Annotated in this window: 13 protein-coding genes and 1 other RNA gene; 7 read left to right on the top strand and 7 right to left on the bottom strand. The window is 60.7% G+C overall.

Annotation, left to right across the window (positions count from 1 at the left end; translation table 11 throughout):
* Positions 1-141: 141 nt before the first annotated feature.
* Positions 142-1,611, bottom strand: a complete 1,470-nt coding sequence (locus AC0T4W_RS16230; protein ID WP_476320698.1) for a Fic family protein — start codon at positions 1,609-1,611, stop codon at positions 142-144.
* 399 nt (positions 1,612-2,010) lie between these two features.
* Positions 2,011-2,401, bottom strand: a transfer-messenger RNA (tmRNA) gene (gene ssrA / locus AC0T4W_RS16225).
* Positions 2,402-2,547: 146 nt separating this feature from the next.
* Here ssrA and AC0T4W_RS16220 point away from each other — a divergent pair.
* On the top strand, positions 2,548-5,463 hold the full coding sequence (locus tag AC0T4W_RS16220) for a hybrid sensor histidine kinase/response regulator (protein WP_476320696.1): 2,916 nt from the start codon (positions 2,548-2,550) through the stop codon (positions 5,461-5,463).
* Positions 5,464-5,491: 28 nt separating this feature from the next.
* On the opposite strand, the gene AC0T4W_RS16215 is transcribed toward AC0T4W_RS16220, so the two are convergent.
* The 3 genes from AC0T4W_RS16215 to AC0T4W_RS16205 all read right to left on the bottom strand — a co-directional run bounded on the left by AC0T4W_RS16215 (position 5,492) and on the right by AC0T4W_RS16205 (position 11,284).
* Positions 5,492-8,299, bottom strand: coding sequence for an FAD-binding and (Fe-S)-binding domain-containing protein (locus tag AC0T4W_RS16215; RefSeq protein ID WP_476320693.1), 2,808 nt, complete (start codon positions 8,297-8,299; stop codon positions 5,492-5,494).
* Positions 8,300-8,368: 69 nt separating this feature from the next.
* Complete coding sequence (lldD, locus tag AC0T4W_RS16210) at positions 8,369-9,514, bottom strand: FMN-dependent L-lactate dehydrogenase LldD (protein WP_476320690.1); 1,146 nt, start codon at positions 9,512-9,514, stop codon at positions 8,369-8,371.
* Positions 9,515-9,589: 75 nt separating this feature from the next.
* On the bottom strand, positions 9,590-11,284 hold the full coding sequence (locus AC0T4W_RS16205; RefSeq protein WP_476320687.1) for an L-lactate permease: 1,695 nt from the start codon (positions 11,282-11,284) through the stop codon (positions 9,590-9,592).
* A gap of 325 nt (positions 11,285-11,609) precedes the next feature.
* Between AC0T4W_RS16205 and AC0T4W_RS16200 the strand changes: the two genes are divergently transcribed.
* The 4 genes from AC0T4W_RS16200 (at position 11,610) to AC0T4W_RS16185 (ending at position 14,360) form a co-directional block, all read left to right on the top strand.
* The gene (locus tag AC0T4W_RS16200; protein ID WP_476320684.1) at positions 11,610-12,380 is read left to right on the top strand and encodes an FCD domain-containing protein; all 771 of its coding nucleotides are present in this window, start codon (positions 11,610-11,612) and stop codon (positions 12,378-12,380) included.
* 160 nt (positions 12,381-12,540) lie between these two features.
* On the top strand, positions 12,541-12,954 hold the full coding sequence (locus tag AC0T4W_RS16195; protein ID WP_476320681.1) for a hypothetical protein: 414 nt from the start codon (positions 12,541-12,543) through the stop codon (positions 12,952-12,954).
* Positions 12,955-13,234: 280 nt separating this feature from the next.
* Positions 13,235-13,816: a DJ-1/PfpI family protein gene (locus AC0T4W_RS16190; RefSeq protein WP_476320678.1), complete on the top strand. Its 582-nt coding sequence runs from the start codon at positions 13,235-13,237 to the stop codon at positions 13,814-13,816.
* Positions 13,817-14,057: 241 nt separating this feature from the next.
* A complete protein-coding gene (locus tag AC0T4W_RS16185) occupies positions 14,058-14,360 on the top strand; it encodes a ribbon-helix-helix domain-containing protein (RefSeq protein WP_339412767.1) in 303 nt (100 codons plus the stop codon).
* On the opposite strand, the gene AC0T4W_RS16180 is transcribed toward AC0T4W_RS16185, so the two are convergent.
* Positions 14,357-15,367, bottom strand: coding sequence for a DUF4917 family protein (locus tag AC0T4W_RS16180; RefSeq protein WP_476320674.1), 1,011 nt, complete (start codon positions 15,365-15,367; stop codon positions 14,357-14,359). The two genes, AC0T4W_RS16185 and AC0T4W_RS16180, sit on opposite strands and share 4 nt — an antisense overlap.
* 26 nt (positions 15,368-15,393) lie before the next feature.
* Positions 15,394-16,299 (bottom strand): DMT family transporter, encoded by a 906-nt coding sequence (locus AC0T4W_RS16175; protein WP_476320672.1) that lies wholly within the window; start codon positions 16,297-16,299, stop codon positions 15,394-15,396.
* A gap of 81 nt (positions 16,300-16,380) precedes the next feature.
* On the opposite strand from AC0T4W_RS16175, the gene AC0T4W_RS16170 reads away from it, so the two are divergent.
* Together AC0T4W_RS16170 and AC0T4W_RS16165 are read left to right on the top strand one after the other, a co-directional pair.
* Positions 16,381-16,893 (top strand): MarR family winged helix-turn-helix transcriptional regulator, encoded by a 513-nt coding sequence (locus tag AC0T4W_RS16170; protein WP_476320669.1) that lies wholly within the window; start codon positions 16,381-16,383, stop codon positions 16,891-16,893.
* A 48-nt stretch (positions 16,894-16,941) separates the two neighbouring features.
* Complete coding sequence (locus AC0T4W_RS16165) at positions 16,942-17,283, top strand: FKBP-type peptidyl-prolyl cis-trans isomerase (RefSeq protein WP_476320666.1); 342 nt, start codon at positions 16,942-16,944, stop codon at positions 17,281-17,283.
* The last annotated feature ends 36 nt before the right edge of the window (positions 17,284-17,319 follow it).

Below are 17,319 nucleotides of genomic sequence, written 5' to 3'. Positions count from 1 at the left end.
TCAGGCGACTCGTTTCTGAAACATGATTCGTAGGATTTCACACAATCGTTTCGCAGCATATAAACCTTACGCCTTTCGCCAAGATCGAATCCAAAACGGCGCCTTGTGCAAAGCGTGCAGTGATGGCGTTCTTTGAACTAATCAGTATCCATGCTGCGATTTCCAAGACATGAACTCCGATGGTCGTAGCCCGTAGCGCGCTAGAACGCCTTCGTGCAGTCGACGGAGTTCTTCAACGATCAGAGCCTGCACCTCTGGCTGCTCACCTTCTGAAACGTGCTCTGCTACAGAGCTCTGAATGCAAGACAGTGGATCAAGCTCTGGGTGTGTGACGACCTCGCGAATAATCGTTCTGATGAGGTCTCGCCAAGTCAGACGTAGAGGGTCAGGCTCGACAAGGTCTTGCTTGATTGCCAGGTACTCCTGCGTGGAGCGTTCGTAGGCCCAAAGGTACAAGTCACGCAGTAGCTCTATCCGAGTCATTTCATAGACGCCCAACGTGGCGAGGCTGTAGGCCTGCTCGGGTACATCCAGAAATGTCAGCGGACAAAGGTTGGCCCGGAACAATGGCAGGTTCGCTGCCAGTCGGGAGGTGCGTTTATTGATGTCGGCAAACGGCTGCAAGTAAGGCAGGTGCACCATCATGAAAAAGGACTGCTCGAACGGATCAGTAATCTGATTGGCCTTGCTGAGCAGAACGTCGAGTGCATCCTCAATCTGCTGTGGCGTTGATAGTGGGCGGTAGGTGCTTTTCCCGATGTCGACGGCATGCTGACGAATTCGACCTTCATCTGCTGGGTTTGGGAGCAGGTTTTCGGCCAGGGCGCTGTGTATGTTCATCAAGGTGTAGCGGTTGAACTCAGCGATTTCGATGTTCTCGACCAGCAGCTCGATTGCCGTCTTATGGTTAAAGATCATCTGTGTTTCGATAGATGCTTTGCCTCGTGCGGCCTTGCCATTTTCAATGAGCTGTCGCGTGTCTAGCCGCGAGTACGTGTTTCCTTCCAGGTGGCTGGATGCCCACGACAAATCAATCAGCAGGCGATTTAGAACTGCACGGCTGTATGTGCCTGCCGGCTCCACTGCATCTGTAGTTTTACCCATTCTGTGCAGTTGGCGCCGCAAAGACTCGGATAAGTAGCTGGTTTCGTTCGGCTGGTAGGAATGCAGAAAGTCACGCTGGTAGCCAACGGGCTTGCGCGCCTCCGTTGGCTGATTGATATAGGCGAGTATGTCCCGGCTATCTGCGGACAACGGAATAAAAGACGGGAAGCTATCGGTGCCCGTATTCAATGTGCTGGCGTCAGCCTGGACAGCTGCGCCGAAATAGCGTCGAGCTCTGCCTTCACCGCTCGCGGTGATTTGACTGCTCTCGATCAGCTTTGCAATTAACCGCTGTGCTGTTCTCCGAGCAATACCAGGGTGTATGGCTAGGAGCTCTGCCAGCGTCAACCCGTTTCCGGATGCCTGGATGCTGTTCAGTATTTCAGTGCTTAAAGGCATTGCTGAGTTGGCGCCGTCTAAATGCTGTTGGCGCAATATTGGCGCAGTTTTCAGAACTGCGCCATTTTTGATTGCGAATGTGGCGCAGTTCTTGATGATCGGCGCCACATCTAGAAGTGCAAAGCATGTCAGGGAATTGCCAAAGGCTAGATGTGTTTGCGCTTCGGATATGGGTACGTCCGGTCAAGATGAACCAAAGCCCAGTACATGTGGAGCCAACTTGAGATCGAGTGCTAGCAAGTGACTATTTGACCGGCTTCATTGCCTTCACACTGTGTGTAAGCCGACACAGATTTAATACCCCTGACAGACCGCTGTGACGCGTTTTCAAATCGGAAAAGCGACGGAAAACGTTTTATTGGTTTTGGAGGTAAAGGCGACAGCCGCAGATGAGCTTCGCAGGCGAGAGGCTGTCATAAAGCTGGCATTACCCAGCCAAGCCGGCCCTAAAAGACACAAAAAAGGCACTGTAGCTATTCGCTAAGTGCCTGATTTATAAAGCTAAAATGGTGGAGCCGGGGGGATTTGAACCCCCGTCCGCCAGTTCTCCACTTTCGGTACTACATGCTTAGCCGTGTCTATTAAGTTAATCCGCAGCCGCCCGACGGGCAGGGTGCTTTGGACGAGTTGTGTAAGTTTTAGCCGCTTTGTCCACAACGTACTACGCGGCGATCCTGTTCTGCATGACAATCACTTCAGGTTTACAGGCATCCCCTAGTGATCGCTGGAGCCGAAGCTACCAGAAGGACTAGTCGCGCCGCTTACGCAGCGAGAGCGTAGCCCTCGTAGTTTTCGTCATTGGCAACTATAAAAGTTGCAACAGTGGATTTACGACTTCTGTTACCAAGTCGGCATGCACCTAGAGCTTCGCTACCGGCGTCGAATCCTAATCGGCCCCGAAACTGTGTTGCTGGTACTGGGACGCGAGTTTACGCCAAAGGTTCCACAACGTCGACCAGGCAATTGCCGTTCGGGCGCTAAAGGGGCTTGCCGGCTGCGATTGCATCCTGCACATTCGCTATGTCTTCTGGATGAGACTCTCGTATGCCGCGCGCGTCGCGTTACCCTTTGCGTCAGTGGATCTGGCGCGCCTTTGTGCAGAGTGCGCTGATTCCGCTGATTCTGGTCGAGTCGGTGTTGATCACTGTGTACCTGCTGAGCAACGCGGCGATTCGCGATGCGCAGATCGAGCATTTGCAGCAGAGCGCGCTGGATGATCTGTCGGCGGCGGTGGCGCGTGAAGGCCAGGTGATTGATGGCCGTCTGCGTTCGGTGGAAGCGCAGGTGCAGATATTCCGTGACGCGGCGCTCAATGCCTTGGATAACCCTACGTTTCAGCCCGATGCGCTGGAGCGCCAGCGCCATGTGCTGACCGAAAACGGCGTGTTTTACAGCCGTAGCGATGATGGCCGGGCGGCCTCTTTTTATGCCAACAGCACGCCGTTGGCCCAGCAGGACCACGCCAAGGCTCTGCGCCTGTCGCAGCTCGACCCGTTGATGCGTTCGATCCAGGCGGCCAACCCGCGAGTGGCAGCGGCCTATTTCAATACTTGGGACAGTTACAACCGCATTTATCCCTTCTTTATGACGCCCGAGCAGTATCCCCATGACATGGTGATACCCGATTACAACTTTTATTACCTGGCGGACGCCAAGCACAATCCTGAACGCAAGGTGGCTTGGACCGATGTCTACCTCGACCCGGCTGGCATGGGGTGGATGATGTCGGCGGTAGCGCCGGTGTATCGCGGCGACTTCCTTGAAGGCGTGGTGGGGCTGGATATCACCATCGAGCAGATGCTCAGTGAAATCGGCGAGCTGGATGTGCCCTGGCAGGGCTACGCCATGCTGGTCAGTCGCGATCACAACATCATGGCCTTGCCGAGTGCCGGTGAAGAAGATTTCGGCCTGCGTGAGTTGACCGAGTATTCCTATGCCGAGGCGGTGCGCCGTGAGGTGCTTAAACCTGAGGATTTCAGTCTGGCCAAGCGCGCCGAGATGCAATCGCTGTTGCAGGCCATGGCTGCCGGGCAGGGTAATGTGCAGGAAGTGCTGCTGGGCGGTCGCAATCGGTTGATCGCCTGGAGCGAGATTCCGCAAACCCGCTGGCAGCTGCTGTTGGTGGTGGATGAGGAGCACATCTTCAGTGAGACCAATCGCCTGGCCGAGCGCTATCTGCATATCGGTTACCTGTTGATCGTCGGTCTGGCGCTGTTCTATCTGCTGTTCTTTGCCCTGATGTGGGTGCGTTCGCGGCGCCTGAGCGAGCAGCTGGTGCAGCCGATTGATGGGATTGTTGGGATGATGCGCGAATTGGGCCAGGGCAACTATCAGCCTGCTGCGCCGAGTAGCCAGATCGATGAGTTGGTGAGCATGGCGGTAGCGGTGCAACACACCGGCGAGCAGTTGCAGGCCAGTGAAGTGCAGCGGGTGGAGGCGCAGCGGATTCTTCAGTTGGTGCTGGAAAGCACTACGGAAAGCCTTTGGGAGGTCGAGGCGCAGAGCATGAGCATCATCCTCAGCGAACGCTTCCTCAAGCGCTTCGGCCTGACTCATCCGCGCATGAGCTTCAGTGAATTCAACCTGCGTGTGCACCCCAATGATCTGGAACGCATTCGCCATCTGCGCCAGTTATTCGCCAGCAGTGGCGAAGACCGTTTCGAAGCGGAGTACCGCTACGCCGATGCCCATGGTCAATACGTCTGGTTGCTGAGTCGCGGCAAGGTGTTGGAGCGGGACAGCGAGGGCAGATCCCTGCGCGTGGCCGGCACCCATGTCGACATCACCCGGCTCAAGCAGGTGCAGGAAGACCTGCGTCGCGCCAGCCTGGATGCCCAGGCCGCCAGCCAGGCCAAGAGCCGCTTTCTGTCGAGCATGAGCCACGAACTGCGCACCCCGCTCAATGCGATTTACGGCTTTGGCCAGTTGATCGAGATGGAGGCGCAGGACAAGCCCGAGGCCAAGCTGGAAGCCGATTACGCCCGCGAGATCGTCAATGCCAGCCGTCATCTGACCTCTCTGGTGGACGACATTCTCGACCTGTCGAGCATCGAGAGTCGCCGTCAGCAGCTCAAGTTACAACCCGTGGAAGTCGGCGCGCTGCTGCATGGCTGCGCCGAGCTGGTGCAGCCGGAAGTGCAGCAACGCCAGTTGCAGTTGCAGGTGCTGGCTGAAGCCGACGCTGGTTTGTACGTGCAGGCGGATATGCGCCGGGTGCGTCAGGTAGTGCTCAACCTGCTGTCCAACGCGATCAAATACAACAGCCCGCAGGGCCTGATCCGCATGGGCTATGAGGTGCGCTCGAACTGCGTGCGCTTATGGGTTGAGGACAACGGCGCGGGGCTGACGGCCGAGCAGCAGGCCAATCTGTTCCAGCCGTTCCAGCGTCTGGGGCGGGAAAATTCCAGCATTCCTGGCACCGGGATCGGTCTGGTGCTGTGCCGTGAGCTGGCCACTTTGATGGCCGGCGAAATGGGCTTTAGCAGCAGCACAGGTATGGGCAGCCGTTTCTGGATTGACCTGCCCGGCGCTGCTGCACCGGCAGCACTGGCTGCTGCTGATGTGGAGTCCGTGTCAGCGCAGCCCAAGCAGCTGGCCGAAGTGCTGTGTGTGGAAGATCACCCGGCCTGCCTCAAGGTGGTCCAGGAGGCGCTACGTGAGTTTGCCGATGTGCGTGGTGCGGGCTCGGTGCAGCGAGCGCTGGCTGAGCTGGAGCAATGCACGCCGACCTTGTTGTTGCTCGATCTGGATTTGCCCGATGGCGACGGTATGCAGGTGCTTGATGCCATGCGCCTTAACCCGAGACTGCAGGCAGTGCCGGTGTTGGTGATCAGTGCGGCGGCGGATGATGCGGTGTTTGCCGAAGCGCGGCGGCGCGGCGCTCAGGCTTGCCTGGCCAAGCCGATTGACCTGGCCCAGGTGCGCCGTGTGGCGCTTAGTCTGCTCGGACAGGCGCTTTAAACAGCGCCTTGGCTGGGCCGTTGGTCACTCAATGCTTGGCGCTGCTGACCCGATCAACCAGATAAACCAGCCCGTGGTAGTCGATACCGCCGTGCTGGCTCAGGCCGATCTCGCAGGTGCGGCTGGTGCTGATGCCTTCCTCGCAGTACTGCACGGCGGACTTCAGGCTGCGCAGGGCGTGGCTGTTCAGCTCGGGGGTGGTAAAGCCCTTGTCGCCGGCAAAGCCGCAGCAGTGGATGCCTTCGGGAATCACCACCGCTGAGGTGCAGCGACGGACGATATCGATCAGACTCTGTGCCTCGCCTAGATGCTGAGTGCTGCAGGTGACATGCACGGCCACCGGTTTGTTCTGCGGGGTGATCTGCAGGCGGTCGAGCAGGTGTTCGCGGATAAACTTCACCGGGTCGTGCAATTTCAGCCGTGCGTCCAGGCCGTCCTGCAACAGGCGTAGGGTGCATGGGCTGGTGTCGCAGTAGATCGGGTCGAGGCCGCCACGGCTGGCCTTGAGCAGCGCGTCGATCAGCTCCTGCTTCTTGCGCTCGGCCTGCTCGCTGTAGCCCTTGGATGCAAACGGCTGGCCGCAGCAGAGGTTGTCCAGCTCAGCCGGGAACACCACCTGAAAACCGCCTTTCTCCAGCAGTGCGCGGGTCTTGTCGAGCAGCGGAATTTGCTCGCTATCGCCAGCTGCCGGACCCATGGCGCGGGACACGCAGGCGGCCAGATAGACCACCCGTGGCCGTGCATCGGCATTGGTCTTGGGCAGGTGCAGGCGTTGCACGGGTTGCGGCATGGCTGGGGTCCATTGCGGCAGGCGGCCCTGGCTGGCCTTGCTCAGCGCCGCCGAGGTGCGGCTAAGCAGCGGTGCGCCCATGATCATGCGCGCACCGTTGGCCACATGCAGCATCACTCTCGCGCCCTGCATGGCGCGGCGGAAGTTGTTGGCCAGCCAGTCGGCGCTGCGCTGGCTGTTGGCGTCGCGGCCGCGCAGCTGGCGCACTAGATCGCCGGTATTGATGCCCACCGGGCAGCGCTGGGCGCACAAGCCGGTAGCTGCGCAGGTGTCGATGCCCTGGTATTGATAGGCCGCTTCCAGATCAAAGGTGTCGATGCCCGCGCGTTTTTTCGCCTGAATATCGCGCCAGATCACGATGCGCTGACGCGGGCTCAGGGTCAGTCCCTTGGACGGGCAGACCGGCTCGCAGAAGCCGCACTCGATGCATTTGTCGACAATCTCGTCGGCGGCCGGCAGCGGCTTGAGGTTTTTCAGGTGGATGTCGCGGTCTTCGGAGAGGATCACATCCGGGTTGAGAATGCCCTGGGGGTCGAGCAGGCGCTTGATCTGCCACATCAACTGGTAGGCATCGTTGCCCCATTCCAGCTCGACAAAGGGGGCCATATTGCGCCCGGTGCCGTGCTCGGCCTTGAGCGAGCCGCCAAACTCCACGGCCACCAGTTGCGCCACCTCAATCATAAAGGCCGAGTAGCGGGCGATCTGCTCGGGCGTTTCGAAGGCCTGGGTAAAAACAAAGTGCAGGTTGCCCTCCAGAGCGTGGCCGAAAATGATCGCCTCGTCGTAGCCATGTTTGTCGAACAGTGCGAGCAGGCGATTGACGCCCTCGGCCAACTGTTCGATGGGGAAGGTCACGTCCTCGATAATCACCGTGGTGCCGGTTTGACGCACCGCGCCGACGGCGGGGAAGGTGTCCTTGCGGATCTTCCACAGCAGGTTGTAGACGGCTGGGTCTTCGCTGAAATCCACCTGCTTTTCCAGGGGGAAGTCGGCGATGGAGGCCATGATCAGCTGCAGTTGCTCATGCAGCAGGCTCTGGCTGGCGGCGCGCGATTCGATCAGCAGGGCGCAGGCGCTGTCGGACAGGCCCTTGACCCACTCCGGCATGCCGGGCTTGTCCTGCACCGAGCGCAGGCTGCGGCGGTCCAGCAGCTCCACGGCGGACACCGGCTGCTGCTTGAGCACCGTTACCGCGCGGCAGCAACTCTCCACATCGGGGAACACCAGCAGGGCACTGGCCTTGTGCGGGTGGTCGGGCACGGTGTTGTAGGTCACCGCGCTGATAAAACCCAGGGTGCCTTCGGAGCCCACCAGCAGGTGGCTGAGGATGTCGATGGGCTGGTCATAGTCGACCAGTGCATTCAAGGACAGGCCGGTGGTGTTCTTTAGCCGGTACTTGTGGCGAATTTTTGCGGCCAGCGCGCTATTGGCGCGGGTCTGCCGGCCCAGCTCGGCGAGCGCTTCGAGCAAGTCGGCATGGGTGGCGAAAAAGCGCGTGACGCTGAGCGGGTCTTCAGTGTCCAGCACCGAACCGTCGGCCAGCACCAGGCGGATGCCGGCCAGGGTGTGGTAGCTGTTTTGCGCCGTGCCGCAGCACATGCCGCTGGCGTTGTTGGCGACGATGCCGCCGATCTTGCAGGCATTGATCGACGCCGGATCGGGGCCGATCTTGCGCAGGAACGGCGCCAGCACGGCGTTGGCCGCAGCGCCTATCACCCCGGGCTGCAGACGGATCTGGCTGCCCTGGCCACGCACTTCCCGGCCGTTCCAGTTATCCCCCAGCACGATCAATACCGAGTCGCTGATGGCCTGGCCGGACAGGCTGGTGCCGGCGGCGCGAAAGGTCACGGGCATCTGATGGGCGCTGGCCAGTTTGAGCAGGTCAACCACTTCCAGCTCCGCCTCGACGCGCACCACCAGTTTTGGGATCAGCCGGTAGAAGCTGGCATCGGTGCCAAAGGCCAGGGTGGATAGAGGATCGTCGAAGCGCCGCTCGGCAGGGATCAGGCGTTCGACGGCGGTGAGAAAGGCGCTGGGCAGGCTCATAGGTGCTCCGGAGATCGAGTTGTCTCCCCTCGCCATTTGGGAGAGGGGCCGGGGGTGAGGGGCGGCGCTTTAGCGGCCCAGTTCACGCACCAGCGAGTCGGCATTGATCTCGCTGATCGATTTGGCCCCGGTCAGCACCATGGCTACGCGCATTTCCTTCTCGATCAAATCCAGCAGGTTGCTTACCCCCGCGCCACCGTCGGCAGCCAGGGCGTAGATAAAGGCGCGGCCGATCATCACCGTGTCGGCGCCTAGGGCGATCATGCGCACCACGTCCAGGCCGGTGCGGATGCCGGAGTCGGCGAGAATCGCCAGATCACCTTTTACCGCGTCAGCAATCGCCGGTAGGGCACGGGCGCTGGACATGACGCCATCGAGTTGGCGGCCACCGTGGTTGGACACGACGATACCGTCGGCGCCGAAGCTCACCGCGTCCTTGGCATCCTGCGGGTCGAGGATGCCCTTGATCACCATCGGGCCGTCCCAGAACTCGCGAATCCATTCCAGGTCCTTCCAGCAAATCGACGGGTCGAAATTGTTGCCCAGCCAGCCGATATAGTCGGCCAACCCAGTTGGATTACCACGATAAGCAGAGATATTGCCCAGGTCATGGGGCTTGCCGAGCAAGCCGACATCCCAGGCCCAGCGCGGGTGGGTCATGGCTTGCAGCATGCGGCGCAGCGGCGCGTTCGGGCCGCTCATGCCGGAATGGGCATCGCGGTAACGTGCGCCGGGTACCGGCATGTCGACGGTAAACACCAGGGTGGTGACGCCAGCGGCCTTGGCGCGCTCCAGGGCGTTTTTCATAAAGCCACGGTCTTTCAACACATAGAGCTGAAACCACATCGGCCGGTCGATGGCCGGCGCGACTTCTTCAATCGGGCACACCGAAACGGTGGACAGGGTAAAGGGGATGCCCTTGGCAGCGGCGGCTTTGGCGGCCTGCACTTCACCGCGACGGGCATACATGCCGGTCAGGCCGACTGGGGCCAGGGCCACCGGCATGTTCAGGGTTTCATTGAACAGGCGGGTTTCCAGGCTCAGTTCCGACATGTTACGCAGCACGCGCTGGCGCAGGGCAATGTCCGCCAGGTCGGCGACGTTGCGCTTGAGGGTGTGCTCGGCATAGGCACCGCCGTCGATGTAGTGAAACAGAAACGGCGGCAGCCGGCGTTGCGCGGCGGCGCGGTAGTCGGTGGAGGCAGAAATGATCATGGAATCACCCAGGTGGAGAAAGAGGGTTGCTACAAGGGTTGGGCGCGCCTAGTTGTCCGCGCGCCCACTCGGCTATCAGCCTGCCATCAGCGGGTCGCTAACGCCCAGCACATACACGGCAAACAATGCGATCAGGCCGGTAAACAGCACGTAGTACAGGGTAGGCCAGATGGTTTTGCGCAGGATGCTGCCTTCGCGGCCCAGCAGGCCAACCGTGGCCGAGGCGGCGACGACGTTGTGGATCGCCACCATATTGCCGGCGGCGGCGCCAATCGCCTGCACCGCGACGATCAGCGCACTGGAGATGCCCAGGCTGCTGGCGACGCCGAACTGGAACTGGCTGAACATCATGTTGCTGACAGTGTTGGAGCCGGCGATAAAGGCACCCAGCGCGCCGACGCTCGGCGCCAGCAGCGGGTAGATGCCGCCCACGCTATCGGCCACCCAGCGCGCCATCAGAATCGGCATGCTCGACAGCTCGGCAGCGTTAACCCCGGAGTTGATCAGGATGCGCACCATAGGCACGGTAAACAGCAGCACAAAGCCGGCGCTGAGCAGCACGCCCGAGGATTCCTTGACTGCCGAACCGAGGTCGCGCAGCTTCATGCCGTGGAAGAAGAAGGTGGCGATGACCACCGCCACCAGAATCCCGCCCGGCAGGTACAACGGCTGGAAGTTGGCGCTGATCCCGGTTTCGCCGAGCAGGTCGGGGAAGTTCAGCATCACCGCTTTCAGCGCGGCGCTGACCTCGGGGAATACCCGGCTGATCACCAGCAGCACGCCGACCAGCACATAAGGCAGCCAGGCGCGCAGGGCGCTCATCGGCTTGGCGGTGAGTTGGTCGAGTTTCATCTCGATGGTGCCCAGCCATTCGCTCGGCCATTTGTCCGCCGGGGCGAAATCCCAGGTGGTTTTCGGCAGCAAAAAGCCCATGCGTGCGGCGCTGGTCACAATCGCCAGGCCAACCAAACCGCCGCCCAGCGACGGAAATTCCGGGCCGAGGAATACACCGGTCAAGGCGTAAGGGATGGTAAAGGCCAGGCCGGCGAAGATGGCAAACGGCAGCACTGCAAAGCCGGCTTTCCAGCTTTTCTCGGTGCCGAAGAAGCGCGTCAGCATCAGCACCATAATCAGCGGCATCACGGTGCCGACAATCGCGTGGATGATCGCTACTTCACTGGTGATCAACTGCAGAAACTGCGCCCAGGAAGAACCCTGCGCAACCAGTTGTGCGCCGATGGTGGCTGAGTCCAAACCGGTATTGACCCCGACGATAATCGGCGTGCCCACCGCGCCGAAGGACACCGGCGTGCTCTGTACCAGCATGCCCATCAGCACGGCGGCCATGGCCGGGAAGCCGATGGCCACCAGCAGCGGGGCGGCGATGGCGGCAGGTGTACCAAAGCCGGACGCGCCTTCGATAAAGCAGCCGAACAGCCAGGCAATGATGATCGCCTGAATGCGCCGGTCCGGGCTGATGGTGGCAAAACCGGCGCGAATCGCGGTGATGCCGCCGGAATGCTTGAGGGTGTTGAGCAGCAGAATCGCACCGAAGATGATCCACAGCAGACCGAGGGTAATCAGCAATCCCTGCACGGTGGAGGCGAGTACGCGGTTAAAGCTCATATCCCAGGCAAACAGTGCAACGCCAGCGGTGACCAGGTAAACCAGGGGCATGGCATGTTTGGCTGGCCAGCGCAGGCCGATCAGTAGCACAGCGGCCAGCAAGATGGGCGAGAACGCCAGTAGGGCAAGAAGACCCGTCGACATGGTGGTCTCTCCTTAGCGCTGCGCGGTGCGCATGGGTGAATGCGGATGTGCGTCGGCGTGCAGCGCTGCGGCGGGGATAAGCAATAGAGCCGGCATGGGGAGACCTCGTTGGATTCTTGGAATTGTTTTGGCTTGGTTAATTGGTAATACCAATTTACAAGGTTGCGTCGTCAGGGTAGAAGTGCGGCCTCTAGCCTGTCAATTAGCTGCCTTACGACTTTGGTCGTAAAGCATAGCCTTGCTAGGCCGGGACGGCGGCGATAGGCTTGCCGACAGCGGGCCGCTAAGGCCCATGGCAGGTGGTCAAACCAGTGGAGTGCTGGCTATGGAAGTGGGATCGGTGCGGCAGCGCCGTTTGTCGGACGATATCGTCAGCCAACTGGAGACCATGATCCTCGAAGGCACGCTCAAGGCCGGCGAGCGCCTACCGGCTGAGCGGGTGTTGGCCGAACAGTTCGGCGTATCGCGGCCATCGCTGCGTGAAGCTATCCAGAAGTTGTCGGCCAAGGGCCTGCTGGTCAGCCGTCATGGTGGCGGCAACTATGTGGCCGAGACCTTGGGGGCGACCTTTAGCGACCCGCTGCTGCACCTGCTGGAAAGTAACCCCGAAGCGCAGCGCGATCTGCTCGAGTTTCGCCATACCCTGGAAGGTTCCTGCGCCTTCTATGCCGCGCAGCGCGCCACCGAGCTGGATCGCCAGCGCCTCGCTGACGCCTTTGCCGCGCTGCAGGATTGCTACAGCCGCAGCGGCAAGGTGACTCGCGCCGAAGAGGGCACCGCCGATGCCAACTTCCATCTGGCGATTGCCGAAGCCAGTCACAACGCCGTGCTGCTACACACCATTCGTGGGCTGTTCGACCTGCTCAAGCGCAACGTGGTGACCAATATCGGCGGCATGTACGCCCAGCGCGACGAGACCCGCGACATGCTGATCGAACAGCACCGCACCCTGTACCAGGCGATTATCGAAGGCCGCGCCGAAGACGCCCGCGCGCTGTCCAACCGGCATATCGACTATGTGCAGGAAGTGCTCGCCGAAGTGCAGCAGCAGGCCCGCCGCGAAGAGCGCGCGCAGCGCCGGGGCAGTACGCGCTAGCATCTGGGTATACGCGGGCCATGTTCCGCTGTGTGGTGACAAATGGTTTCCGTGGGTAGGTTTTTACTCGCTAAGAGTGAACAAACCCGGCAAGCTCCAAAACGCTGTTGTAGCAACCCTTCTGTCAGACACTTAAGTGCCAAAACGCTCGGAGATAGCTATGCCCCCTATGGATACTGAGCAACAACTGGCGGCCCGTCTGGCCATCCTGGAAAACCCTGAGGCGCAGGACTGCACGGTCTACCGCGCCGACGAACAGGACCCGGAAGCCGAGGAAGTGGATCTGGGTGATGCCAAGGTGCTGTTCTGCGGCCCGTTCGAGGCTCCCACCGATTGGGATGCAGCAGAGCGTGAAGATTACTTCGGCGAAAGCGCGCCTGAGCTGTTCGTCAATGCGCGCATCGAGTGCGAAGCCAAGCCGGGCTCCAAGAGCCATTTCACCGTGGACATCGGTGACTACGTAGCCGCCCAGCCTGGCGAGGGGGAAATCGTGATGTTCTATGTGCACGACTACCTGGAAGACGACACAGGCTGCACCTATGTGTTGCTGCGCGATGAGGAAGTGCTGGAGTAATCCAGCATCGCGCTGGGCTTCTTGATCAAGCCCGGCTTTTCCCTTCGGCTATGTCCCCCCTTAGGTGCTGCATGCAATGGGAGTGTGCGCGCAGGTAGGTTGGTGTTGAGCGCAGCGAAGCCCAACGGGCAGTGGCATGCCTCGTTGGGCTTCGTCGCCTTGCTCCTCAACCCAACCTACTCGCTAACCCGCTATCTGCTCTGTAGTACCGGGTTATTACCCGCACCGGGCTGATCTGAACAACACTCTGTGCTTCTCAACCCATAAAGGGAGCAGGCACATGGCAGCGAAGAAGATTCTGATGCTGGTCGGCGACTACGTCGAAGACTATGAAGTGATGGTGCCGTTTCAGGCACTGCTGATGGTTGGTCACCAGGTGCACGCGGTGTGCCCGGATAAGACCGCCGGGCAGAGCGTACGCACCGCCATCCATGACTTTGAAGGCGAGCAGACCTACAGCGAAAAGCCCGGGCACAACTTCGCCCTCAACTTCGACTTCGCCCAGGTCAAGGCTGACGATTACGACGCCCTGTTGATTCCCGGTGGCCGCGCCCCGGAATATCTGCGCCTGAATGCCCAGGTGCTTGTACTGGTGCAGGCCTTCGACAAGGCCGGCAAACCGATTGCTGCTGTCTGCCACGGCGCGCAGTTACTTGCCGCCGCCGGCGTGCTTGAGGGTCGTGAATGCAGCGCCTACCCGGCCTGTGGCCCGGAAGTAACCCTGGCGGGCGGGCGCTATATCGATATCGCCGTGGATCAGGCCCATGTGCAGGGCAATCTGGTCACCGCTCCGGCCTGGCCGGCGCATCCCAATTGGTTGGCGGCGTTCCTTGGCCTGCTCGGTACGCAGATCACGCTATAACCGTCCGTAGATCCTGTGTGCATGTGCAAGGTTTACAGCCTCGTAGGGTGGACATGGCGAAGGCTTGTCCACCTTCCGGATACCAGTGGTAGACAAGGCTGCGCCATGTCCTCCCTACCAACGCGCACCCCGTAGCCCGGATGCAATCCGGGGGAGTGCCTACAAGTGAGGGTCCTGGATTGCATCCGGGCTACGATGGTAATCGGGTCTGCTGGTCGGACCCTGTTGCCGAGGAGTCGCCATGTGCGAGCTGTATGTCAAAGCCGATCCGATTCTCTACGAATCCCGCGCCCGCTCGCTGCGCATTCGGGGCGTGGTCACCACCCTGCGCCTGGAAAACCAGTTCTGGGACATCCTGCGCGAGATTGCCGAAGTCGATGGCATGACCACCAATCAGCTGATTACCAAGCTGTATGACGAGGTCATGGACTATCGCGGCGAGGTGGTGAATTTCGCGTCTTTTCTGCGCGTCAGCTGTACCCGCTACCTGAGCCAGCGCCGTGCACCGGCTGAGCTCAGCCTGGTGCGGGCGATTCAGTCCTAAGCAGCAACTGAGATGCGTAGTACAGGGTCACCCAACGGATGGCTGAGCGCATCGAAGAAGCGCAGCTCGACATTCTGTTCGGCAAACAGGCTGGCGTAGTGCTGCTTCTGCTGCGCGATAAACAGCGGGTTGTGCGGGTAGATCGAGATCGCTAGGGTTTTTAGCTCGGCCTGTTGCAGCGCCTGGACCAGATGCTGATCCTGCGCCGCGAGGCTGTGGCCGAAGATGCACAGCCTGTCCTTGGGCTGCGCCAGCTGGCTGTAGCAGAACGACAGATAGTCGCAGCTGCGAATGGCCTTGAGCTTGTCCGCGCTGCTGCCTTCGTTGACGAACAGCGGAATATCGCCGAGCTGGTTGATGGCGAAACTGGCCAGCAAGGTGCTTTCCGATGAATTGAGGATGCGCGTGCTGCCGTCGATGTTCTTTACCAGGTGCATGCCGCCGTGCAGGTAGAGTAAACGCGTAGCGTTGCCTTGGCGTTGGCTGTTGCCTGGATCGAAGGTTGAATCCGCGCCTCTGAACATATCTTCAAACGCGCCTGGGGCCTGCATCACGGCCCAGTAGTTGAGCAGGTCGTAATTGCCGGAATACACCGTCTGGTACTGACTCAGCGCGCTGTTGATCCGCGCCAGGCTGGCGGCCTGCATCTGGCTCCAGGGGATATGCACGGCGCGCACGGCGTGGATCAGCGCTTCCTTAACGGCAAAGTAGCGATGGCGCGGCGAGGAAGAATTGATGGTCAGCGCGGCATTGACCCGGATGCTGTTCTTCAGCGCGCTGAGCACCTGCTCGAAGTTGCTGGTATCCAGGGCGCGGAACACGCTGAGCTCGGTCGCGCTAAGCGGACGATTGCGTGTGGTCTGCGCCTCATCGAACAGCGAGAAGTAGGCGAACTTGCGCCATACCGCCAGGCTCGCGCCATTGCCGATCAGCAGCTCGGGGAAGCCGATGCTGCTGTTCAGGGTGCTCCAGTCTTCCAGTTCGCCATTAAATGCCGGGGTTTGCATAATCGCTAGTTGTCGCCTTGGCCGTATCAGGGCGCGACTTTAACATGGGGCGCGATAACTGCCGGCTTGGCTGACGCAGCCCATTGCACCGCCAGGATGCTGCCTAGCACCGCAATCAACCCCAGCAACGCCACGCCGGTGATGCTCTGCCCCAGCAACGCCCAGCCCAGCAGCACCGCCACCAGCGGGCTAAGCAAGCCCAGGGAAGACACCGCCACCGGTGCCAGCCGAGCGATACCGCGAAACCACAGCACATAAGCCAGCAGCGCGCCGAACAGCGATAGATAGGCATAGCCCAGCCACTGCACTGGGCTTAATTGCGGCAGCGGCGGGTCGATCAGCCAGGCCACCGGCAGCAGAAACAGGCCGCCAATCAGCAACTGCCAGCCGGTAAAGGCCAGCAGCGGCACAGTCGGCCGCCAGCGTCGTGTCAGGTAAGTGCCGCTGGCCATGCAGGCTGTGCCGATAAAGGCGGCGGCAATGCCAATTGGGTCCCAAATGGCCCCAGGCGCGAGCAGCAGGGCAGCCATCCCGGCAATACCCACCACGCTGGCAGCAACCGCCACGGACGCCGGTCGCTGGTGATCCATCGACCACACCAGGCCCATCACCAACAGCGGTTGAATCGCCCCAACTACCGCCGCCAGTCCGCCCGGTAAACGGTACGCGGCGACAAACAGCAGCGCCTGAAAGAAGCCGATGTTCAGCGCCGCCAGCACCAGCAAGCGCGGCCATTCGCTACGCTTGGGTAAGTAGCGGCTGTACAGCACCAACAGCAGGCCGGCAGGCAGGGCACGCAGCAGCGCGGCGGTAAACGGCCGGTCCGGTGGCAGGATCTCGGTGGTGACGATATAGGTCGAGCCCCAGATGGCCGGTGCCAAAGCCGTGATCAACACATCCAGCCAGGTGCTACGCGAAGGTGAGCGGTCCATGCATTTGTCTCGCATTCAAGATAAAATACTAGGCTAATAGCAACTTGTCTTGAGTTCAAGATAAATTTCAGGGGTAAACCAATGGCAGTCCAGCGACAGATGGATGCGGTCGATGCAATTCTTCAGCAGTGGCACCGCGAAAGGCCGGATCTGGATGTTAGCCCGATGGGGGTAATCGGCCGGCTTGGGCGCTGCGCATCGCTACTGCGGCGTGAGCTGGACAAACTGTTCAGCACCTTTGGCCTGACCTCCTGGGGGTTCGACGTGCTGGCCACCTTGCGCCGCTCTGGCGAGCCCTACCGCCTGGCCCCGACGACGCTGTTCTCGACCCTGATGGTCACCTCCGGCACCATGACCCGGCAGCTGCAGCAACTTGAAGCCTCTGGACTGGTCAGTCGTATAGCCAACCCCAGCGACGCACGCAGCTTGCTGGTGCAGCTGACTCCGGCCGGATTGGAGTTGATCGACCGCGCGGTAACCGCGCATGTGGCCAACGAAGCGCGCCTACTGGCGCCGATTGCCGCCACCGAACTGGCGCAACTGGAGGCGCGGCTATCCGAGCTGCTGGCGGTGCTGGAGCCGGCCGGCGAATGAGTTTTCTGTAACCCAGGCCGTAAGCAGGCCAGTTAGACGAGGTGCATGATGAGTGGCGAATTGGTGATCGAAGATATTCAGCTGGGCGACGGCAAGGAAGTGGTCAAAGGTGCGCTGATCACCACCCAGTACGACGGTTTTCTCGAAGATGGCAGCAAATTCGACTCCTCCTATGATCGCGGAAAAGCCTTCCAGTGCGTGATCGGCACCGGCCGAGTGATCAAAGGCTGGGATCAAGGCCTTATGGGCATGAAGGTTGGCGGCAAGCGCAAGCTATTTGTGCCCTCGCATCTGGGTTACGGCGAACGCCAATTCGGTGCGCATATCAAACCGCACTCCAATTTGATCTTTGAGATTGAGCTGCTGGAAGTGCTGACGCGGGATGATTGAGTGGCGCAGCTACGGTCGCGGGCAGGCATGGGGAAG

This window comes from Pseudomonas sp. C7.1, assembly GCF_056312395.1.
This window is presented reverse-complemented; position numbering and strand designations above follow the sequence as displayed.